This window comes from Salmonella sp. NW645 (assembly GCF_051703725.1).
GTDB classification, from domain to species: Bacteria; Pseudomonadota; Gammaproteobacteria; order Enterobacterales; family Enterobacteriaceae; genus Salmonella; species Salmonella enterica.
The window spans coordinates 112,772-133,248 of sequence record NZ_JAMMKR010000010.1; the positions used below are offsets into that span (position 1 = coordinate 112,772).

At 51.2% G+C, this 20,477-nt stretch carries 19 protein-coding genes and 2 pseudogenes; 12 read left to right on the top strand and 9 right to left on the bottom strand.

Annotation, left to right across the window (positions count from 1 at the left end; translation table 11 throughout):
* The first annotated feature begins 17 nt into the window (after nucleotides 1–17).
* The 4 genes and pseudogenes from NA389_RS19495 to NA389_RS19510 all read left to right on the top strand — a co-directional run.
* Nucleotides 18–1,439, top strand: a complete 1,422-nt coding sequence (locus NA389_RS19495) for an MFS transporter (RefSeq protein WP_000064888.1) — start codon at nucleotides 18–20, stop codon at nucleotides 1,437–1,439.
* A gap of 67 nt (nucleotides 1,440–1,506) precedes the next feature.
* Complete coding sequence (gene ompL / locus NA389_RS19500; protein WP_000838832.1) at nucleotides 1,507–2,199, top strand: porin OmpL; 693 nt, start codon at nucleotides 1,507–1,509, stop codon at nucleotides 2,197–2,199.
* A 156-nt stretch (nucleotides 2,200–2,355) separates the two neighbouring features.
* A pseudogene (locus tag NA389_RS19505) lies at nucleotides 2,356–2,463 on the top strand (STM4015 family protein); the annotation flags it as partial.
* A pseudogene (locus NA389_RS19510) lies at nucleotides 2,464–2,535 on the top strand (hypothetical protein); the annotation flags it as partial.
* A gap of 54 nt (nucleotides 2,536–2,589) precedes the next feature.
* Here the strand turns inward: NA389_RS19510 and typA are convergent.
* The gene (typA, locus tag NA389_RS19515) at nucleotides 2,590–4,413 is read right to left on the bottom strand and encodes a ribosome-dependent GTPase TypA (RefSeq protein WP_000572060.1); all 1,824 of its coding nucleotides are present in this window, start codon (nucleotides 4,411–4,413) and stop codon (nucleotides 2,590–2,592) included.
* Nucleotides 4,414–4,788: 375 nt separating this feature from the next.
* On the opposite strand from typA, the gene glnA reads away from it, so the two are divergent.
* From glnA to NA389_RS19535, 4 genes are all read left to right on the top strand, one after another.
* Entirely contained in the window at nucleotides 4,789–6,198 is a 1,410-nt protein-coding gene (gene glnA, locus NA389_RS19520; protein WP_001271699.1) for a glutamate--ammonia ligase, read from the top strand.
* A 274-nt stretch (nucleotides 6,199–6,472) separates the two neighbouring features.
* Nucleotides 6,473–7,522, top strand: a complete 1,050-nt coding sequence (gene glnL / locus NA389_RS19525; protein WP_000146194.1) for a nitrogen regulation protein NR(II) — start codon at nucleotides 6,473–6,475, stop codon at nucleotides 7,520–7,522.
* Nucleotides 7,523–7,530: 8 nt separating this feature from the next.
* Nucleotides 7,531–8,940 carry a nitrogen regulation protein NR(I) gene (gene glnG, locus NA389_RS19530; protein WP_001188782.1) on the top strand — a complete coding sequence of 470 codons (1,410 nt, stop codon included), beginning with the start codon at nucleotides 7,531–7,533 and terminating at the stop codon, nucleotides 8,938–8,940.
* A gap of 112 nt (nucleotides 8,941–9,052) precedes the next feature.
* A complete protein-coding gene (locus NA389_RS19535) occupies nucleotides 9,053–9,163 on the top strand; it encodes a YshB family small membrane protein (RefSeq protein ID WP_001578131.1) in 111 nt (36 codons plus the stop codon).
* Between the two features lie 89 nt (nucleotides 9,164–9,252).
* On the opposite strand, the gene hemN is transcribed toward NA389_RS19535, so the two are convergent.
* From hemN to NA389_RS19550, 3 genes are all read right to left on the bottom strand, one after another.
* Nucleotides 9,253–10,626 (bottom strand): oxygen-independent coproporphyrinogen III oxidase, encoded by a 1,374-nt coding sequence (gene hemN / locus NA389_RS19540; RefSeq protein WP_000003520.1) that lies wholly within the window; start codon nucleotides 10,624–10,626, stop codon nucleotides 9,253–9,255.
* 188 nt (nucleotides 10,627–10,814) lie between these two features.
* Nucleotides 10,815–11,330: a Der GTPase-activating protein YihI gene (gene yihI, locus NA389_RS19545; RefSeq protein WP_000743297.1), complete on the bottom strand. Its 516-nt coding sequence runs from the start codon at nucleotides 11,328–11,330 to the stop codon at nucleotides 10,815–10,817.
* Between the two features lie 118 nt (nucleotides 11,331–11,448).
* Nucleotides 11,449–11,673, bottom strand: coding sequence for a hypothetical protein (locus NA389_RS19550; RefSeq protein ID WP_001541209.1), 225 nt, complete (start codon nucleotides 11,671–11,673; stop codon nucleotides 11,449–11,451).
* Nucleotides 11,674–11,912: 239 nt separating this feature from the next.
* Here NA389_RS19550 and yihA point away from each other — a divergent pair, with 239 nt between their 5' ends.
* Nucleotides 11,913–12,545 carry a ribosome biogenesis GTP-binding protein YihA/YsxC gene (yihA, locus tag NA389_RS19555; RefSeq protein WP_000183327.1) on the top strand — a complete coding sequence of 211 codons (633 nt, stop codon included), beginning with the start codon at nucleotides 11,913–11,915 and terminating at the stop codon, nucleotides 12,543–12,545.
* Between the two features lie 120 nt (nucleotides 12,546–12,665).
* On the opposite strand, the gene NA389_RS19560 is transcribed toward yihA, so the two are convergent.
* Complete coding sequence (locus NA389_RS19560; RefSeq protein WP_071892919.1) at nucleotides 12,666–12,713, bottom strand: spot 42 RNA, inhibition of DNA synthesis; 48 nt, start codon at nucleotides 12,711–12,713, stop codon at nucleotides 12,666–12,668.
* A gap of 166 nt (nucleotides 12,714–12,879) precedes the next feature.
* Nucleotides 12,880–15,666, bottom strand: coding sequence for a DNA polymerase I (gene polA / locus NA389_RS19565; protein WP_000249964.1), 2,787 nt, complete (start codon nucleotides 15,664–15,666; stop codon nucleotides 12,880–12,882).
* 387 nt (nucleotides 15,667–16,053) lie between these two features.
* On the opposite strand from polA, the gene NA389_RS19570 reads away from it, so the two are divergent.
* Complete coding sequence (locus NA389_RS19570; RefSeq protein ID WP_000196891.1) at nucleotides 16,054–16,962, top strand: acyltransferase; 909 nt, start codon at nucleotides 16,054–16,056, stop codon at nucleotides 16,960–16,962.
* Nucleotides 16,963–16,974: 12 nt separating this feature from the next.
* On the opposite strand, the gene dsbA is transcribed toward NA389_RS19570, so the two are convergent.
* From dsbA to NA389_RS19585, 3 genes are all read right to left on the bottom strand, one after another.
* Nucleotides 16,975–17,598: a thiol:disulfide interchange protein DsbA gene (dsbA, locus tag NA389_RS19575; protein ID WP_000725364.1), complete on the bottom strand. Its 624-nt coding sequence runs from the start codon at nucleotides 17,596–17,598 to the stop codon at nucleotides 16,975–16,977.
* A gap of 16 nt (nucleotides 17,599–17,614) precedes the next feature.
* Nucleotides 17,615–18,601, bottom strand: a complete 987-nt coding sequence (locus tag NA389_RS19580) for a serine/threonine protein kinase (RefSeq protein WP_000999259.1) — start codon at nucleotides 18,599–18,601, stop codon at nucleotides 17,615–17,617.
* 76 nt (nucleotides 18,602–18,677) lie between these two features.
* Nucleotides 18,678–18,947 (bottom strand): YihD family protein, encoded by a 270-nt coding sequence (locus NA389_RS19585; RefSeq protein WP_000649858.1) that lies wholly within the window; start codon nucleotides 18,945–18,947, stop codon nucleotides 18,678–18,680.
* Nucleotides 18,948–19,016: 69 nt separating this feature from the next.
* On the opposite strand from NA389_RS19585, the gene mobA reads away from it, so the two are divergent.
* Nucleotides 19,017–19,601, top strand: a complete 585-nt coding sequence (gene mobA, locus NA389_RS19590; RefSeq protein WP_001046878.1) for a molybdenum cofactor guanylyltransferase MobA — start codon at nucleotides 19,017–19,019, stop codon at nucleotides 19,599–19,601.
* On the top strand, nucleotides 19,598–20,113 hold the full coding sequence (gene mobB, locus NA389_RS19595) for a molybdopterin-guanine dinucleotide biosynthesis protein MobB (protein ID WP_072275063.1): 516 nt from the start codon (nucleotides 19,598–19,600) through the stop codon (nucleotides 20,111–20,113). The genes mobA and mobB overlap by 4 nt, the downstream gene beginning before the upstream one ends.
* Nucleotides 20,114–20,477 lie beyond the last annotated feature (364 nt).

Below are 20,477 nucleotides of genomic sequence, written 5' to 3' on the forward strand. Positions count from 1 at the left end.
CGTTTTGAGAGGCGATTATGTCTAATCATGATCCGCTAACGCTAAAGTTGAGCCTGCGGGAAAAATGCGCCTATGGCGTGGGCGATTTCGGCTCAAATCTGATGCTGTGTATCGGTACGCTGTATCTACTGAAGTTTTATACCGATGAACTCGGGATGCCTGCATATTACGGTGGAATTATCTTTCTGGTGGCGAAATTCTTCACCGCTTTTACCGATATGCTCACCGGCGTATTGCTGGACTCACGCCGTAATATTGGCGCAAAAGGAAAGTTTCGGCCTTTTATTCTGTATGCGTCATTTCCGGTCGCTCTGGTTGCTACTGCGCAATTCTTTGCCACTCACTTTACTTTACCCGTTAAAACAGCCTTCGCGACGGTGCTGTTTATGTTGTTCGGTCTGTTCTACAGCCTGATGAACTGCTCATACGGCGCGATGGTACCCGCTATTACCAAAAATCCGCATGAGCGCGCCCAGCTCGCCGCATGGCGACAAGGCGGTGCTACCATTGGCCTTCTTCTTTGTACCGTAGGTTTTATGCCCATTCAGGCGCTGTTTACCCGTTCCCCTTCGCTGGGTTATCTGATTGCAGCAGTCATTTTTTCGGTCTGCGGGCTGTTCAGCATGTGGTGGTGCTTTAGCGGGGTGAAAGAACGGTATATCGAAACCGTGCCTGACACGCATAAACCCAGCATATTGAAATCCTTCTGCGCGATTTTTCGTAATCCGCCGCTGCTGGTGCTCTGCGTCGCCAATTTGTGCACGCTGGCCGCCTTTAATATCAAGCTGGCCATTCAGGTTTATTACACTCAGTACGTGCTGAACGATATTCATTTGTTGTCATGGATGGGTTTTTTCAGCATGGGCTGTATCCTGATTGGTGTTTTATTAGTACCTGCTGCGGTAAAACGCTTCGGGAAAAAACAGGTTTATCTTGGTGGTCTGATATTGTGGGCCGTTGGCGATATCCTGAATTTTATCTGGGGTGGAACGTCATTCCTGTTTGTTATTTTCTCTTGTATCGCCTTCTTCGGTACCGCTTTCGTCAACAGCCTGAACTGGGCGCTGGTTCCGGATACGGTTGACTACGGTGAATGGAAAACGGGTATTCGCGCTGAAGGCTCGGTGTATACGGGTTATACCTTTTCCCGCAAAATTTCCGCTGCGCTTGCTGGCTTTTTGCCAGGTATTATGCTGACGCAAATCGGTTATATCCCCAACATAGCTCAAAGTGACACCACGTTGCTTGGTTTGCGTCAGCTCATTTTTTTATGGCCTTGCGGTCTTGCCATTATCGCAGCACTAACGATGGGCTTTTTTTATAAGCTCAATGAACAACGTTTCGCTTTTATTATCGAGGAAATTGCCCAACGAAAGAAAACAGGTAATCAAATTGTCGCGACTAATAATAAACAAAGTATTTCTACTGTAAATAATTAAACGACGCTTGCCGCTTTATCCATCCCGATGGATGGCGGCTTCCCTATATTTGAAAAATGGATTTATTATGAAATCTCTGAATACTCTAGTGATATTAACTTCAGTAATATCCACCTCTGTTTTTGCTGGCGCTTATGTAGAAAACCGTGAGGCCTATAACCTGGCGTCTGACCAAATGGAGTTTATGCTGCGCGTCGGCTATAACTCCGATATGGGGGCCGGAATTATGTTGACCAATACCTATACGCTACAGCGTGATAATGAATTAAAGCACGGTTATAATGAGATTGAGGGCTGGTATCCGTTATTTAAACCTACAGATAAATTAACCATTCAGCCAGGGGGGTTAATAAACGACAAAAGCATTGGTTCCGGCGGCGCCGTCTATCTGGATGTTAACTATAAATTTACCCCGTGGTTTAATCTTACGGTACGTAACCGATATAATCACAATAATTATAGTTCAACCGATTTGAATGGCGAACTGGATAATAATGACAGCTATGAAATCGGTAACTATTGGAATTTTACCATTACCGATAAATTTTCTTATACCTTTGAACCACACTATTTTTATAACGTTAATGATTTTAATAGTAGTAATGGTACGAAGCATCATTGGGAAATCACTAATACCTTCCGTTATCGTATCAATGAACACTGGTTGCCCTACTTTGAATTACGCTGGTTAGATCGTAACGTGGGCCCCTACCATAGAGAGCAAAACCAGATTCGTATCGGGGCGAAGTATTTCTTCTGATATTATTGCCTCTATTTTCCGAATCTGCATCACAGCGGGTAGTTGTTCTGCCCGCTCATTCATCCTGAATCAGACTCCCGATATCCTGCCCCTAAGCGCCATGATAATATTCACAAAGCGTTTTACCGTATTCATGCTTATAGAGAAGGGAAGCAAATGAATAAGCGATTTAATATTGATTGGGGCAATGAATTAACCCAGGAACAGCTCATTAATTTGATTTTAACCGATGAAGATCTGCCAAAGCTTCGCTCACTGACCATTGTCATTGGTCGGCATAATACGCCAGCGATTGCTGATTTTTTGGCAACCTTATCCCTTTCTCAACGTGAATAAAAAAACCCCGCCGAGCTTTCATTTCGGCAGGGTTTTTATCCGTAAGAACGTTAATTACTCTTCTTTCTGACCACGGTTCGCACGGCGGCGATCGTTTTCCGTCAGGTGACGTTTACGGATACGGATAGAGGTTGGGGTGACTTCTACCAGTTCGTCGTCATCAATGAACTCCAGCGCTTGCTCAAGGCTCATTTTAATTGGCGGAACCAGAATCACCGCTTCATCCGTACCAGACGCACGCATGTTGGTCAGCTTCTTACCGGTCAGGCAGTTTACCGTCAGGTCGTTGGAGCGACTGTGAATACCAATAATCTGGCCTTCGTAAACTTCCGCGCCGTGACCCAGGAACAGCTTACCGCGATCCTGCAAACCGAACAGCGCAAACGCCACCGCTTTACCCTGACCGTTGGAGATCAGTACGCCGTTCTGACGCTGACCCACTTCACCCGGACGAATATCGTCGTAATGGCTGAAGGTGGAGTACAGCAGACCCGTACCGGAAGTCATGGTCATGAATTCTGAACGGAAACCAATCAGCCCACGGCTTGGGATCACGTAGTCGAGACGTACGCGGCCTTTACCGTCCGGATTCATGTTTTTCAGGTCGCCTTTACGCTCGCCCAGCGCCTGCATGACAGACCCCTGGTGCTGCTCTTCGACGTCCAGCGTCACGTTTTCGTACGGCTCTTGTTTACGACCGTCGATTTCACGGAAGATAACTTTCGGACGGGAAACCGCCAGTTCGAAACCTTCACGACGCATATTTTCAATCAGCACGGACAGGTGCAGTTCGCCACGACCGGATACACGGAACGCATCCGCATCTTCGGTTTCTTCAACGCGCAGCGCCACGTTATGCACCAGCTCTTTGTTCAGACGGTCAAGAATCTGACGAGAAGTCACAAACTTACCTTCTTTACCGCAGAACGGCGAGGTGTTAACGCAGAAGAACATAGACACGGTCGGCTCATCAACGGACAGCGCCGGCAGCGCTTCAACGTTCTGCGGGTCGCAGATGGTGTCGGAAATGTTCAGCTCGCCCAGACCGGTGATCGCAATGATATCGCCCGCTTCGGCGATATCGCTGTCGATACGCTCCAGACCCAGATGCGTCAGCACTTTACCTACTTTCGCGTTACGGGTTTTCCCTTCACTATCGATGATAGTGACCTGCTGGTTCGGCTTCACTTTGCCGCGTTTGATACGGCCGATGCCGATAACGCCAACGTAGTTGTTGTAGTCCAGCTGGGAGATCTGCATCTGCAACGGACCATCGAGGTCAACGTCCGGCGCCGGAACATGATCAATGATCGCCTGATACAGCGGGGTCATGTCTTCCGCCATATCTTCGTGGTCCAGACCCGCGATACCGTTCAGCGCCGAAGCGTAGATGATCGGGAAGTCCAGCTGTTCGTCGGTCGCGTCGAGGTTAACAAACAGGTCGAATACCTGGTCAACAACCCAGTCAGGGCGCGCGCCAGGACGGTCAACCTTGTTGATAACCACAATAGGTTTCAGGCCATGAGCAAAGGCTTTTTTGGTCACGAAGCGCGTTTGCGGCATCGGGCCGTCAAATGCGTCAACCACCAGCAGCACAGAGTCAACCATGGACATGACGCGCTCTACTTCACCACCGAAGTCAGCGTGCCCGGGAGTATCAACGATGTTGATACGGTAATCATTCCATTTAATAGCGGTGTTTTTAGCGAGGATAGTAATACCACGCTCTTTCTCCAAATCGTTGGAGTCCATCACTCGCTCTTGAGTTTCGGCACGCGCGTCGAACGTACCGGATTGCTGGAGCAGCTTATCAACCAGGGTAGTTTTACCATGGTCAACGTGCGCGATGATGGCGATGTTACGCAAATTTTCGATCACAACTTTGCCTCAGGCATTAGAAATAGCGCGTTATTGTACACGGATTAATCGCACTACAAAACAGGATCACAAACATCCTCCGCAAACAAGTATTGCAGAGTCTCTTTGTGATCGCTTTCACGGAGCGTTAAAAGGGTGGCTTGCGTTCTATTGCACCAATGTGGTGCTTAATGTTCACATTGAAGCACTATTTTGGTGCAACATAGTCACCGTGGTGCAGCCCTTTTGCACGATGGTGCGCATGATAACGCCTTTTGGGGGCAATGTGAAAGTTGGCACAGATTTCGCTTTATATTTTTACGGCGACACGGCCAGCAGAATTGAAGATCTCGTTACCACGACGACCGACCATGACCAATCCGGGAGAGTACAAGTATGTCCGCTGAACACGTTTTGACGATGCTGAACGAGCACGAAGTGAAGTTTGTCGATCTGCGCTTCACCGATACCAAAGGCAAAGAACAGCACGTCACGATTCCTGCTCATCAGGTAAATGCCGAATTCTTTGAAGAAGGCAAAATGTTTGACGGCTCCTCTATCGGCGGCTGGAAAGGCATTAACGAATCCGACATGGTGCTGATGCCCGATGCGTCCACTGCGGTTATCGACCCGTTCTTCGCGGACTCCACCCTGATTATCCGTTGTGACATCCTGGAGCCTGGCACTCTGCAAGGTTATGACCGTGACCCACGTTCCATCGCAAAACGTGCGGAAGACTACCTGCGCGCGACCGGTATCGCCGATACCGTCCTGTTTGGGCCGGAACCTGAATTCTTCCTGTTCGACGACATCCGCTTCGGCGCATCTATCTCCGGCTCACATGTGGCGATTGACGATATTGAAGGCGCCTGGAACTCCTCTACCAAGTACGAAGGTGGCAACAAAGGCCATCGTCCGGGCGTGAAAGGCGGTTATTTCCCGGTTCCGCCAGTTGACTCCGCGCAGGATATCCGTTCTGAAATGTGTCTGGTCATGGAGCAGATGGGCCTGGTCGTTGAAGCGCACCACCACGAAGTAGCGACCGCAGGTCAGAACGAAGTGGCGACCCGCTTTAACACCATGACCAAAAAAGCCGACGAAATTCAGATTTACAAATATGTCGTGCATAACGTGGCTCACCGCTTCGGTAAGACCGCGACCTTTATGCCAAAACCGATGTTCGGCGATAACGGTTCCGGTATGCACTGCCACATGTCGCTGGCGAAGAACGGCACCAACCTGTTCTCTGGCGACAAATATGCCGGTCTGTCTGAGCAGGCGCTGTACTACATCGGCGGCGTCATCAAACACGCCAAAGCCATCAACGCCCTGGCGAACCCGACCACCAACTCCTACAAGCGTCTGGTCCCGGGTTACGAAGCGCCGGTGATGCTGGCCTACTCCGCCCGTAACCGTTCCGCCTCCATCCGTATTCCGGTGGTGGCGTCTCCGAAAGCGCGCCGTATCGAAGTTCGCTTCCCGGACCCGGCGGCTAACCCGTATCTGTGCTTTGCCGCCCTGCTGATGGCCGGTCTGGACGGGATTAAGAATAAGATTCACCCGGGCGAAGCCATGGACAAAAACCTGTATGACCTGCCGCCGGAAGAAGCGAAAGAGATCCCACAGGTAGCGGGTTCTCTGGAAGAAGCGCTGAACGCGCTGGACCTGGACCGCGAGTTCCTGAAAGCAGGCGGCGTGTTCACGGATGAAGCGATCGATGCGTATATTGCGCTGCGTCGCGAAGAAGATGACCGCGTGCGCATGACACCGCACCCGGTAGAGTTTGAGCTGTACTACAGCGTTTAATCGTATATTAAAAATCCGACGAATTTCGCGTTGCTGCAAGGCAGCAACTGAGCACATCCCCAGGAGCATAGATAGCGATGTGACTGGGGTAAGCGAAGGCAGCCAACGCAGCAGCAGCGTGAAAGGCGTCAGGAGTTTTTGAGTTGCCGTGGAAACTTTCAGCCCATCCCAGGATGGGCTTTTTTCTCCACCAACAATCTGATCTCACGCGCTTTTTAGTGGTAAAAAGCTATAATGCACTAAAATGGTGCAACCTTTTCCAGGAGACTGCTGAATGGCAAGCGGCATACAGCCCGATGCTGGGCAGATCCTCAATTCGTTAATCAACAGCGTGCTGGTGGTCGACGACGCGCTGGCAATCCATTACGCCAACCCTGCTGCGCAGCAGTTGCTCGCGCAAAGCTCACGCAAACTGTTCGGGACGCCGTTACCTGAACTGTTGAGCTATTTTTCGTTAAACATTGACCTGATGCGCGAAAGTTTAGCGGCAGGGCAAGGCTTTACCGATAACGAAGTGACGCTGGTGATTGATAGTCGCTCGCATATTCTCTCTTTGACCGCCCAACGTCTGCCCGACGATTTTATACTGCTCGAAATGGCACCGATGGATAACCAGCGTCGTCTGAGTCAGGAGCAGTTGCAGCACGCGCAGCAAATCGCCGCCCGCGATCTGGTGCGCGGTCTGGCGCACGAAATCAAAAATCCGCTCGGCGGCCTGCGCGGCGCGGCGCAGCTACTCAGCAAGGCGCTGCCCGACCCGGCGCTAACGGAATATACCAAAGTCATCATTGAACAGGCCGACAGGCTACGCAACCTTGTCGATCGCTTGCTGGGGCCGCAGCACCCGGGAATGCACATTACCGAGAGCATACATAAAGTCGCGGAGCGCGTAGTGGCGCTGGTGTCGATGGAACTGCCGGATAATGTCCGGCTTATCCGCGATTATGACCCCAGTCTGCCAGAACTGCCGCACGACCCGGAACAAATTGAGCAAGTACTGCTGAATATTGTCCGCAATGCCTTGCAGGCGCTGGGGCCGGAAGGCGGCGAAATTACGCTGCGTACCCGTACCGCCTTCCAGTTAACGCTGCATGGCGAACGCTATCGCCTGGCGGCGCGTATAGACGTTGAAGACAATGGGCCGGGTATTCCTCCCCATTTACAGGATACGCTGTTCTACCCGATGGTCAGCGGTCGCGAAGGCGGCACCGGGCTTGGGTTATCTATCGCCCGCAATCTTATCGATCAACACGCCGGCAAAATTGAATTTACCAGTTGGCCGGGGCATACCGAGTTTTCGGTTTACCTGCCGATTCGGAAATAGAGGTGTTTATGCAACGAGGAATAGTCTGGGTCGTCGATGATGATAGTTCCATCCGTTGGGTGCTTGAGCGTGCTCTCGCCGGGGCAGGGTTGACCTGTACCACCTTTGAGAATGGTAATGAAGTACTGGCTGCGCTGGCCAGTAAAACGCCGGACGTCTTGCTGTCGGATATCCGAATGCCGGGAATGGACGGGCTGGCGCTATTAAAGCAGATTAAACAGCGTCACCCGATGCTTCCGGTCATCATTATGACCGCGCATTCCGATTTAGATGCCGCCGTGAGCGCCTATCAGCAGGGGGCGTTTGATTATCTGCCTAAACCGTTTGATATTGATGAAGCCGTCGCTCTGGTCGAGCGCGCGATTAGCCACTATCAGGAGCAGCAGCAGCCGCGTAATATCGAGGTTAACGGCCCGACAACAGACATGATAGGCGAAGCGCCCGCCATGCAGGATGTGTTTCGCATTATTGGTCGGCTGTCGCGTTCTTCGATTAGCGTGCTGATTAACGGCGAATCAGGAACCGGTAAAGAACTGGTCGCCCATGCGCTTCACCGCCATAGCCCACGCGCCAAAGCGCCGTTTATCGCGCTCAATATGGCGGCCATCCCGAAAGATTTGATTGAATCCGAACTGTTTGGTCATGAGAAAGGCGCTTTTACCGGGGCGAATACCATCCGGCAGGGCCGTTTCGAGCAGGCTGACGGCGGCACGCTGTTTCTGGACGAAATTGGCGATATGCCGCTGGATGTCCAGACTCGTCTGTTACGCGTGCTGGCTGACGGACAGTTCTACCGCGTGGGCGGGTACGCGCCGGTAAAAGTGGATGTGCGCATTATCGCCGCCACCCACCAGAACCTCGAACGACGCGTTCAGGAAGGGAAATTCCGCGAAGACCTGTTCCACCGCCTGAACGTGATTCGTATCCATCTTCCGCCGTTGCGCGAGCGCCGTGAGGATATTCCGCGCCTGGCGCGCCATTTTTTGCAGGTCGCCGCCCGTGAATTAGGCGTGGAAGCCAAATTATTACATCCGGAAACCGAAACGGCGTTAACGCGCCTGGCATGGCCTGGTAACGTGCGTCAGTTAGAAAATACCTGCCGCTGGCTCACCGTCATGGCCGCCGGACAGGAGGTATTGATCCAGGATTTACCGGGCGAACTGTTTGAAGCCTCGGCGCCGGATAGCCCGTCCCACCTGCCGCCGGATAGCTGGGCTACATTACTGGCGCAATGGGCGGACCGCGCCTTGCGATCCGGTCATCAAAACCTGCTTTCTGAAGCGCAGCCAGAACTGGAAAGAACGCTACTGACCACGGCGTTACGCCATACGCAGGGTCATAAACAGGAAGCCGCCAGGCTGCTCGGTTGGGGGCGAAACACCCTAACGCGGAAGTTGAAAGAGCTGGGAATGGAGTAAGCATTACCCGCGAGTGTAAAGATTAATAATTGAGCGCAAAACGCTGCTATTTTGCGCTTTACTGTTCCGATGAGTTCAGTATGATCATGCCCGGCAAACGGGGGGATTCATTATGTTAGAATCTATTATTAATCTGGTATCGAGTGGAGCGGTCGACAGCCACACGCCACAAACTGCGCTAGCCGCCGTGTTGTGTGCCGCGCTGGTGGGACTGTTCAGCTGACAATGTGCCGGATGGCGCTAATGCTTATCCGGCCTACAGGTTGTCGCAACGTGTAGGCCCGGTAAGCGCAGCGCCACCGGGCAACCCGGCTAAATGACGCGCGAGAACTGCTGCATCCGCGCTTTCTGGCGCAGATACGCGTCAAAGCACATGCAGATATTGCGGATCAGCAAACGACCTTTCGCCGTCACCTGAATTCCCTTCTCGCTAATATCCACCAGCCCATCTTTCGCCAGCGGCGACAGTAACTGCAAATCTTCGGCAAAATACTCAGCGAAATGCAAACCCCACTGCTGTTCGACAGCGTTAAAATCCAGGCGGAAGTTACAAATCAGCGCCTTGATAACATCGCGACGAATGCAATCATCACGGGTCAGCGTAATACCACGCCATAGCGCATTGCCCCGCTCATCCACTTGCTGGTAATAACGCTTCAGCTCTTTCTGGTTCTGCATGTAGCCATCGCCAATCATGCTGATAGCAGAAACCCCCATCCCCAGCAGATCGGTATCGCCCTGGGTCGTATAGCCCTGAAAATTACGGTGCAGCACGCCTTCGCGCTGCGCGACGGCCAGTTCGTCGTCCGGACGGGCAAAATGGTCCATCCCGATAAACTGATAACCGGCCTGAGTAAGCGATACGATCGTCTCCTGCAAAATATCCAGTTTCTGCTGCGCGCTGGGTAAATCGGCATCTTTAATTTTACGCTGGGCGGCAAAAAGCGTTGGCAGATGCGCATAGTTAAAGACGCTCAAACGATCGGGGTTCAGTTCCGTCACACGCTTCAGCGTGAAAGCGAAGCTTTCCGGCGTCTGTTTCGGTAGACCGTAGATCAAATCGATATTGGTCGAGGTAAAGCCGATATCGCGGGCGTGATTAAGCAACGCAAAGATGAATTCTTCATCCTGCTCGCGGTTAACCAGGCGCTGCACCTCTTTATTAAAGTCCTGCACGCCCATACTCAGGCGGTTAAAACCTTCCGCACGTAAATGATCGAGCACATCCAGCTCAATTTCACGGGGATCGACTTCGATCGAGATTTCCGCGTCGGTATTAAAGTGGAAATTTTCACGCAACAGCGTCATTAAGCGGCTGATTTGCGCTTTATTCAGGTAAGTAGGCGTACCGCCGCCCCAGTGAAGCTGGCTGACATGACGGTCTGCAAACAGCGGCGCGCGATGACGAATTTCCTGCTCAAGCGCGTCAAGGTACTGGTCAGCTTTATGCTGTTGGCGGGTGACAATCTTGTTGCAGCCGCAGAAATAACACAACTTGTGACAAAACGGGATATGCACATACAGCGAGAGCGGACGTTCAGGATAACGCGCCACAGCCTGCAAGAATGCGGCGTCCTCGAAGTCTTCAGAAAACTCCAGCGCGGTTGGGTACGAGGTATATCGTGGCCCGGAATAGTTATATTTCTGGATCAGGGCCAGATCCCAGTCTATTTGCTGTTCAGACATGCTCACTCCTTCCGATGGCGTCTCTGGCGGGTACGGCGTACCGGCTTCACGCCATGACGGGCGGCAAGCCGGCTGCGCAGCCATTTCTGTCGCCGCGACAATCGCTGTAGTTTAACGAATAACCACACCAGATAACATATAACCGGAAGGGTTATAAGCAGGACGGGCAAGCCCACGGTGTAAACCCGTTAGTTGCCGCCTCTTAGCAGGCGCATCATATCTTCCTGCTTCTCGTCCTCTTCGTCGTCTTCTTCGTCGTCATCGTAAGACAGACCAAGCTTCTGCATCAGTTCATCAATACGATCCAGTTTGGCATCTACCCAGGCTTGATCTTCCGCACTCAGGGTTTCGCCCGCTTCCAGACGTTCTAACAGCGCATCCAGGCGCTCATCCGTTTCCAGTAAATCCAACTCCGCCTGCGGTGAAAGCATAGGTTTCTCACTTTTCGGTTTATGCTGTTGGGTCACTTTTTCAGTCACGCCCAATGGAACAGGTGTTTTACTGCCAATGCGTGGATCTTTTTGTTGATTCTGATTGCCGCCGCCCGAAACGGAATTGCCGCCCGCCGCGCGACTTCCCGGCGCATGACCGCGATGTTTTTTCAGGCGTTTACGGTCGCGCGCCTCCTGGTTTAACTCTTCACGCGTTTTACGACGCTGTTTGCCAAAGGCTTTACTGCGCGGTGCAGAGGTTGGTTTTTTCATGATGTCAGATCTTTAAGCCGTTTTATTCAGTATAGAATTGAGGCGGAATCTAGCAGAAAGCAAGCAAAGAAAAAAGGCGACAGAGTAATCTGCCGCCTTTTTTCTTGACTCACGACCCTTAACGGGTTCCACCATCCCTGTTGGCTATCAACACGCCCTGTTTTTCCCTTAGCCTGGAACATTCCATGTTGTTTCCATTTCCTTTTACTAACGTCTCCGGACGTTTGTCTTCCTGACAATCCTGTGTCTTCGCCTCCTGGCGCTCCTGACCCTCATCCTGAGTCGTTGATCCTGTTAGCGTCCTCGCTATGTGCATTACTTTACTCTTTTGGGGTAAACTCACAAGATACCGACACGGCAAATCCCTTTTTTTCAGACAATTACCTTTCTATAAGTTCATGATTTAACTATATTAACTGGCTTTGAGCCTGACAACGACTCTGTCATGTCGCATAAGTGCAATGGACAATGTCTCACAAAGCGTATGGCTTTTACTTACAGCACCGCCGCGCCGAAAAATCCGTCTTTTGCTGGCGTTCAGGTATAATCGCCACAATGCTTTGACTGACGGAGACGACCGCTTTGACTAACCTGAATTATCAACAGACGCATTTTGTGATGAGTGCGCCTGATATTCGCCATTTACCTTCCGATTGCGGAATTGAAGTGGCTTTTGCTGGCCGTTCCAATGCAGGCAAATCCAGCGCCCTGAACACATTGACCAACCAAAAAAGCCTGGCGCGCACCTCTAAAACGCCGGGCCGTACCCAATTGATTAACCTGTTTGAAGTCGTAGATGGCAAACGGTTGGTCGACCTGCCGGGCTATGGCTACGCGGAAGTCCCGGAAGAGATGAAACGCAAGTGGCAACGCGCGCTGGGGGAATATCTGGAGAAACGTCAAAGCCTACAGGGCTTAGTCGTTTTAATGGATATCCGCCATCCGTTGAAAGACCTCGACCAACAGATGATCCAGTGGGCTGTAGAGAGCAATATCCAGGTTCTGGTTCTGCTGACCAAAGCGGACAAACTGGCCAGCGGCGCGCGCAAGGCGCAGTTGAATATGGTACGTGAAGCCGTGCTGGCTTTTAATGGCGATGTGCAGGTAGAAGCGTTTTCCTCGCTGAAAAAGCAGGGCGTGGATAAGTTACGTCAGAAGCTGGATAGCTGGTTTAGCGAACTGGCACCGGTCGAAGAGATTCAGGACGGGGAATAATCATCCGCTATGCCGGATGGCGCCGCTGCGCGTCTTATCCGGCCTACGGTGCGAGCGAAACTTTTCTTACGCCCAATAAAAAACGCCCCAGTCATAAACTGACTGGGGCGGCTAAAATATTCAGCCAAATCCGATTACGTGAAGTAAAAGGTCTGAAAGATAGAACATCTTACCTCTGTACCCTACGTGAATAACTTTACTCTTTTTTGAGCAACACAGAAAGACCTTTTCGTAATTTTTTTTCATTCTTTACATAGGGAATTCTAATACCCATCACAAAACCCCCGTGCTTATGTTGCTTAATTACGAAAAAAGCGCGTTACTCCTTAAATGCTTAGTGCGCTTGATCCCAATTTTCTCCGCTACCGACTTCCACCAGCAACGGCACATCAATACGCGTGCAGTTTTCCATCAACTGATGGATACGTTTTGCTACCGCATCTAAGTCGTCTTTATGCACCTCGAACACTAATTCATCGTGTACCTGCATAATCATCCGCACGCGCGGCTGCTCGGCCTGTAGCCAGGCATCGACGGCAATCATGGCGCGCTTGATGATATCGGCAGCCGTTCCTTGCATGGGAGCATTGATCGCCGCGCGTTCCGCCCCCGCGCGCCGCGCCGCGTTGCTGGATTTAATATCCGGCAGGTAAAGGCGGCGTCCCTCCAGCGTTTCCACATAACCTTGTTCTTTTGCCTGAGCGCGTGTGCGCTCCATATATTCCAGCACGCCAGGATAGCGTTCGAAGTAGAGATCCATATACTTCTGCGCCTCTTTACGCGGAATATTAAGCTGGCGAGAAAGACCGAAGGCGCTCATCCCGTAAATCAGGCCAAAGTTAATGGCTTTCGCACTTCGGCGTTGCTCCCCGGTCACGCTATCCAGCGGCAAGCCAAAGACTTCCGCCGCCGTTGCGCGGTGAATATCCTTCCCTTCGGCGAACGCCGTAAGCAGTCCTTTATCACGGGAAAGATGCGCCATAATACGCAGCTCAATCTGTGAATAGTCCGCAGATACGATGAGATAATCCTCAGGCGCAATAAATGCCTGACGAATGCGGCGGCCTTCTTCATTGCGCACCGGAATATTTTGCAGGTTCGGATCGGTGGACGATAAACGTCCCGTCGCCGTTACCGCCTGATGATAGGAGGTGTGGACGCGCCCGGTTTTCGGGTTAATCATCAGCGGCAGCTTATCGGTATAGGTGGATTTTAGCTTCGCCAGACCACGATACTCCAGAATCACTTTCGGCAGCGGATAGTCCAGCGCTAGCTCCTCCAGCACCTCTTCCGACGTTGACGGCGCGCCGCCAGGCGTTTTCTTCAGCGGCTTAATACCCTGCTTTTCAAACAGGATGGTCTGCAACTGCTTCGTTGAGGACAGGTTGAACGCCTCGCCCGCAATGTCATGCGCTTTCTTTTCCAGTTCCGCCAGACGTAGTGTGATTTCTTCCGAATGTTTGTGCAGGACGGCAGGATCGATTTTTACGCCATTGCGCTCAACGCGTGACAGCACCGGCACCAGCGGCATTTCGATGTTTTCGAAAACATTCAGCGGGCCTTTGTGCTGCTGGAGCTCTGGCCACATGTTGAGATGCAACTGTAACGTGACATCCGCATCTTCTGCCGCATAGCGCCCCGCTTCCTCCAGTGCGATCTGGTTAAAGGTGAGCTGGTTTTTACCTTTACCGGCAATGTCTTCAAAGGTGATAGTTTTGTGCTTCAGCCAACGATCGGACAAGCTGTCCATATCATGGCGTCCGGCGACGCTGTTCAGAATGTAAGACTCAAGCATGGTATCGAAGGCGATACCGCGCAGCTCAATACCGTAATTTTGCAAGACGCCGCGATCGTACTTGAGGTTTTGCCCCACTTTGCGCACTTTTTCATCTTCCAGCAGCGGCTTCAGCAGTTCCAGAGCACGCTGGCGGGAAATTTGATCCGGAGCGTCCAGATAATCATGCGCGACAGGTACATACGCGGCAACGCCAGGTTCGATGGCAAACGAGAGGCCCACCAGGTTGGCGGCGATATTATCCAGTCTGTCGGTCTCCGTGTCGAAAGCAAAAACTGGCGCTTTTTTCAGCTTTTCAATCCAGCTTTCCAGCGTAACGTCGTCCAGAATAGTGACATAATTTTCATAAGAGAGCGCCGCTGCCGGTTCGCTGGGCGATTCATCAATAACGACCGTTTCCTGCGGTTTGGCCGCCGGTTTCGCGCCCTTTGCCTGTAGCCATTTGCCGGACTCAACGTCCGCCGTCCAGCGCTTAAACTCATATTTTTTAAACAGGCCCAGCAGTTCATCCGCAATCGGCTGCTGTACTTCAAGCTGTTCGCAGGTCTGCTCCAGTTCAACATCCGTTTTAATGGTGGCGAGTTTATAAGACAGGTACGCTACGTCTTTATTCTGCGCTAATTTAGCGGCCATCGTTTTGGCGCCGCGGAAAGTGAGACCGGCAATTTTTTCCGGCTCGGCGTACAGCGTATCCAGGCCACCCAATCCCTGAAGCAAAGCTTGCGCCGTCTTCTCACCCACGCCAGGTACGCCTGGAATATTATCCGAGGAGTCCCCCATCAGCGCCAGAAAGTCGATAATTAGCTCAGGCGGCACGCCGTACTTATTAACGACTTCATCCGGACCGAGGATGGTGTTAGTCATGGTGTTGATCAGCGTAATATTCGGCGTCACCAACTGTGCCATATCTTTATCGCCAGTGCTGATTAATACCGGACGCCCCACCTTCTCCGCTTCTCGCGCCAGTGTACCGATAACGTCATCCGCTTCTACGCCAGAGACCGCCAGCAGAGGTAGCCCCATGGCTTTAACCATGGCATGTAACGGCTCTATTTGCGCACGCAGATCATCCGGCATCGGAGGGCGATGCGATTTGTAATGTTCAAAGAGCTCATCACGGAAGGTTTTTCCTTTGGCGTCAAACACCACCGCAGCATGCGTCGGCTGATACTGCATGATCAGGCTGCGCAACATGTTGAGGACACCATACATTGCGCCCGTAGGTTCTCCCGCGCTGTTGGTTAACGGCGGAAACGCATGATAGGCGCGATAGAGATAGGATGAGCCATCTACGAGAATAAGTGGGTTTTCTGGGATCTGAACCATAATGTCCGTGCCTGTTTAACAGATTATGGTTAAAGGATGCCACATACAGGAGGAAAACTTGAGTTTTTCGCCGCATTTGCGGAAAAGTTTTGTCGATCTTCAGGATCGCTCGCAAAAAAACCTGTGGATAACTTTGTGTGTAAATTCTTACCATTACTTTAAAATCAGCGCGATAGCCTTCTCCCCTTAATAATTACCCATTATTTTCAATGAGTTGTTAACATCACGTTTTTCTGATTATCTGATTCATGCCGTTATCATAATGTGGATAGTTGTTACGAGTGTTTCTATTTCACTCAGCGCCATCATTAGCATCGTTTTCTGATAGAATCAGCCTCTTGCGCCCTTTTCGCGCACCGTTTATGGCTAACTTTTGAATAATTTATTATGACGAGAATACTCGCGGCTATCACGCTCCCATTGAGTATCGTATTGACCATCCTGGTCACTATTGTTTGCTCAGTACCGATCATCATTGCCGGTATGGTAAAGCTCCTTTTGCCTGTTCCCGGTATCTGGCGCAAGGTCTCCATTTTCTGCAATTTCATGATGTATTGCTGGTGTGCTGGTCTTGCAGCGCTGTTACGCCTTAATCCGCACTTGCAATGGGATGTAGAAGGGTTAGAAGGGCTGAGCAAGAAAAATTGGTATTTACTGATTTGTAATCATCGTAGCTGGGCCGATATCGTTGTGCTTTGCGTTCTGTTCCGCAAGCATATCCCAATGAATAAGTACTTTCTTAAACAGCAATTGGCCTGGGTGCCGTTCATTGGCCTGGCGTGCTGGGCATTAGATATGCCGTTTATGAAGCGCTACTCCCGTAGCTACCTGCTCCGCCACCCCGATCGACGCGGCAAAGATGTTGAAACAACTCGTCGCTCTTGCGAAAAGTTTCGTCGGTATCCCACCACTATCGTTAACTTTGTTGAAGGCTCGCGATTTACGCATGAGAAACGTCAGCAAACGCATTCACCTTATCAACATCTGTTGCCGCCAAAAGCAGCCGGGATTGCAATGGCGATTAATGTTTTAGGCTCACAGTTCGATAAGCTGCTTAATATTACGTTGTGTTACCCAAACAACGATAGTCACCCCTTCTACGATATGCTAAGCGGTAGGCTGACGCGTATTGTTATTCGGGTGCAACTGGAACCCATAAATGAAGAACTGCACGGCGATTACGTGAACGACAAAACATTCAAACGCCGTTTTCAACGTTGGCTTAATACGCTGTGGGATAAGAAAGATATACAGATAGAAGAGATTAAAACATCTTATAAAAACGCCGGTCAGTGACCGGCGTTCTTTTTATTTTTTATCAACCAAATATTTCACGGTATCAGCATACTGCTGAACAAAAACATCCATGCTGCTGGTATCCATGCCTTGTGGGTTAATCTGGTATTTGCCATTGACGAACATCGCCGGAACGCCCTGCAGTTGCAGGTCAGCCGCGGCTTTCTCCTGTTGCGCAACCAGTGATTTCACCACGAAGCTGTTCCATGCCGCATCGTAATCTTCGCCTTTGACGCCCGCATCAACGAACACTTTACGGATATCCGCGGCAGATTGTACTGTCTGGGTTTTCTGTACGGCTTCAAACAGCGGGACCGTGACTTTATCTTCTACACCCAACGCCATCGCCACCGCCCATGCCTGGGTGAGCTCCTTGCCCAACGGCCCCAGGAACTCAACGTGGTACTTGGTCATTTTGGTGCCTTCCGGCAGCTTTTTCTTCACATTGTCAGACACATGAAGCACTTCTTCAAACTGATAACAATGTGGGCAGTAGAAGGAGAAAAACTCCAGTACCTGGGGTTCGCCAGCGACCGGTTTATCCAGCGTGATATACTGTTTACCGTCGCTGATCTGTGCTGCCGAGGCGCTAAAAGCTAAAACCATACCAGCCAGCGCCAGCCAAATCTTTTTCATGATCAACTCTCTCCGATTAATACATTGGCGTTAATTGTAAAGGGGGTTCGTGCAAAATTTTAGTCTGCTCAATAAAAGTCGTTGTCTGTCGCTGCCAGTAATCTTCCCCTGTTAACCAGGGAAAGTTTTTTGGAAACGCAGGATCGCCCCAACGACGAATCAACCAGGCAAGATAATAAACTAAACGCATGGCGCGTAAAGGTTCAATGAGGCCAATTTCAGCCGTATCGAACTCACTAACTTCTTCATAAGCTTCAATAATGGTTTCAAGCTGCATTCGCTGTTCGGCTTTGTCGCCGTTCAGCAGCATCCATAAATCCTGTATCGCCGGACCGTTACGGGCATCATCTAAATCGACAAACAGCGGTCCATCACGCCATAGAATGTTGCCGGCATGACAATCGCCGTGCAATCGCAGCGTGGCGAAATCGGTGCGCCAGCATTCGGTAACTGCAGACAGTAGAGTATCAGTGGCTTTCAGGAAAGCCGCTTTTTGCCCGGAGGGAATCAGTGCGGCATCGTCGAATACCTGGCGAGGTTCAAAAAGATACTCTGCAAGCCCAATGTCAGGCCGGAAAGTGAAAGGACGTTTTCGCCCCGTCTGATGCAATCGGCCAAGATAACGCCCTACCGCCTCCATCTGATCAATATTGTCTGCTTCAAACTGACGACCGCCTACGCTGGGGAAAATGGCATAATGATAGCCCTGATGCGCTAACAGCGTCTGGCCATTAAACGCGAGCGGAGCAGCAACCGGAACCTCATCCTTCACCAGTTCAAGCGCGAATTGGTGTTCTTCCCGAATTTGATCAACAGACCAGCGTTCAGGACGATAAAACTTAACGACAAAACGTCGACGGTCTTCATCCTGAAACTGATAGACGCGGTTTTCATAACTGTTTAGTGGAGTCAGCCCGGAATCCACCCTGATCCCCTGTTCAAACAGCGCATCCATGATGGTTTCCGGGTGTAGCGTCTGGAAAGTAAAAGCGTTGTCGTTCATCCCATCATCCGGAAAATACTACGAATGATTCAGGATATCATTTCGTGACGATTTCGGTGGCGCCGCTTACAAGGTTTTACTCTTTAATAACGCCGCGGGCGCGTAAAAGCGCCGTTTTAAAGTCCTCTTCATAGTCTTTTTGAATCCCTGGAATGGCGGCGTCTTTGGCGGAATCGCGCATTTTCAGATGGTAGATCAGGATATCATCAGTTAAATCTTCCAGTTTGCCGTCAAAACCTGACTCTTTCGCCAGTTTCTGCAAAAATTGCGTCAGATTAAGATCAGGCTCTTTCTGCCAGGCTGGCTGGAGGAGTTCAATGACTTCATTCAGGCGTTTACATTTCATAGCTGTGCTCCTTATTCTTGATACAGACACGGTAGCAGGGTCAATCCCACAATAAAAGAGGCGATATCGGTGAATCTGGATGAAGTAATAACCGGCGTGGTGCTAGCAGGCGGTAAAGCCCGGCGGATGGGAGGTGCGGATAAAGGTTTGCTTGAACTGGACGGGAAACCGCTCTGGCGACACGTTGCCGACGCGCTCGCGCCACAACTTGCTACGGTCGTCATTAGTGCTAATCGCCATCTGGATATCTACCAGGCCAGCGGCCTGAAAGTCATTCCGGATTCAATCGCTGACTTTCCCGGTCCGCTGGCGGGTATGCTTTCCGTTTTTCAGCAGGTAGCAGGCGACTGGTTTCTGTTTTGTCCCTGTGACAATCCCTGTATCCCCCACAACCTGGTCGATCGTTTAGCAGCGCAGCGTCATGGCGCACCCGTGGTTTGGGTTCATGATGGAGAACGCGATCATCCAACGATCGCGTTGATTAATCGTGCCGTTGAGCCCCAGTTGACAGCTTATTTGCAAGCAGGCGAACGGCGAGTAATGATTTTTATGCGCCAGGTAGGCGGACACGCCGTTGATTTCAGCGATTGTAAGGAGGCATTTGTGAACGTCAACACGCCGGAGGAACTCGCGAAATGGCAAAAGAGACCATGATACCGCTACTCGCCATTGCCGCGTGGAGCGGCACGGGAAAAACAACACTGCTGAAAAAACTGATCCCAGCACTTTGTGCGCACGGTATTCGGCCAGGGCTGATTAAGCATACCCATCATGATATGGATGTCGATAAACCGGGTAAAGATAGCTACGAATTACGTAAGGCCGGGGCAGCACAAACGCTGGTTGCCAGTCAGCAGCGCTGGGCGTTAATGACTGAAACGCCGGGGCAAGAAGAGTTGGATCTGGCATGGCTGGTGAGCCGGATGGATGCATCAAAGCTGGATATGGTGCTGGTAGAAGGGTTTAAACACGAAGCAGTTGCGAAGATCTTACTTTTTCGTCAGGGATGTGGGCACAACGAGGAAGAATTAATTCTTGATGAGCATGTTATTGCGGTTGCCAGTGATATTCCACTTGCAGTAGCGGTACCCGTTTTGGATCTTAATGATGTATCGCAGATTTCTGTCTTCATTTTACGGTGGTTAGAGAAAGCACGTTCCTTGTAGGCCGAATAAGGCGGGGCCGCCATCCGGCGGTGCAGGTTGCCTGATGGCGCTGCGCTTATCAGGCCTACATTTTTACAGTTACCACACACGCAAAAAAGCCCGTCCTGACGGACGGGCTTCTTCACTTGTCTGATGCCTGGCAGTTTATGGCGGGCGTCCTGCCCGCCACCCTCCGGGCCGTTGCTGCGCAACGTTCAAATCCGCTCCCGGCGGATTTGTCCTACTCCGGAGAGCGCTCACCGACAAACAACAGATAAAACGAAAGGCCCAGTCTTTCGACTGAGCCTTTCGTTTTATTTGATGCCTGGCAGTTCCCTACTCTCGCATGGGGAGACCCCACACTACCATCGGCGCTACGGCGTTT

Excerpts from the sequence above, each read along its gene's own strand:
- NA389_RS19495 (WP_000064888.1), top strand. The coding sequence starts at position 18 with ATGTCTAATCATGATCCGCTAACGCTAAAGTTGAGCCTGCGGGAAAAA.
- ompL (WP_000838832.1), top strand. The coding sequence starts at position 1,507 with ATGAAATCTCTGAATACTCTAGTGATATTAACTTCAGTAATATCCACC.
- glnA (WP_001271699.1), top strand. The coding sequence starts at position 4,789 with ATGTCCGCTGAACACGTTTTGACGATGCTGAACGAGCACGAAGTGAAG.
- glnL (WP_000146194.1), top strand. The coding sequence starts at position 6,473 with ATGGCAAGCGGCATACAGCCCGATGCTGGGCAGATCCTCAATTCGTTA.
- glnG (WP_001188782.1), top strand. The coding sequence starts at position 7,531 with ATGCAACGAGGAATAGTCTGGGTCGTCGATGATGATAGTTCCATCCGT.
- NA389_RS19535 (WP_001578131.1), top strand. The coding sequence starts at position 9,053 with ATGTTAGAATCTATTATTAATCTGGTATCGAGTGGAGCGGTCGACAGC.
- hemN (WP_000003520.1), bottom strand. The coding sequence starts at position 10,626 with ATGTCTGAACAGCAAATAGACTGGGATCTGGCCCTGATCCAGAAATAT.
- yihI (WP_000743297.1), bottom strand. The coding sequence starts at position 11,330 with ATGAAAAAACCAACCTCTGCACCGCGCAGTAAAGCCTTTGGCAAACAG.
- polA (WP_000249964.1), bottom strand. The coding sequence starts at position 15,666 with ATGGTTCAGATCCCAGAAAACCCACTTATTCTCGTAGATGGCTCATCC.
- NA389_RS19570 (WP_000196891.1), top strand. The coding sequence starts at position 16,054 with ATGACGAGAATACTCGCGGCTATCACGCTCCCATTGAGTATCGTATTG.
- dsbA (WP_000725364.1), bottom strand. The coding sequence starts at position 17,598 with ATGAAAAAGATTTGGCTGGCGCTGGCTGGTATGGTTTTAGCTTTTAGC.
- NA389_RS19580 (WP_000999259.1), bottom strand. The coding sequence starts at position 18,601 with ATGAACGACAACGCTTTTACTTTCCAGACGCTACACCCGGAAACCATC.
- NA389_RS19585 (WP_000649858.1), bottom strand. The coding sequence starts at position 18,947 with ATGAAATGTAAACGCCTGAATGAAGTCATTGAACTCCTCCAGCCAGCC.
- mobB (WP_072275063.1), top strand. The coding sequence starts at position 19,598 with ATGATACCGCTACTCGCCATTGCCGCGTGGAGCGGCACGGGAAAAACA.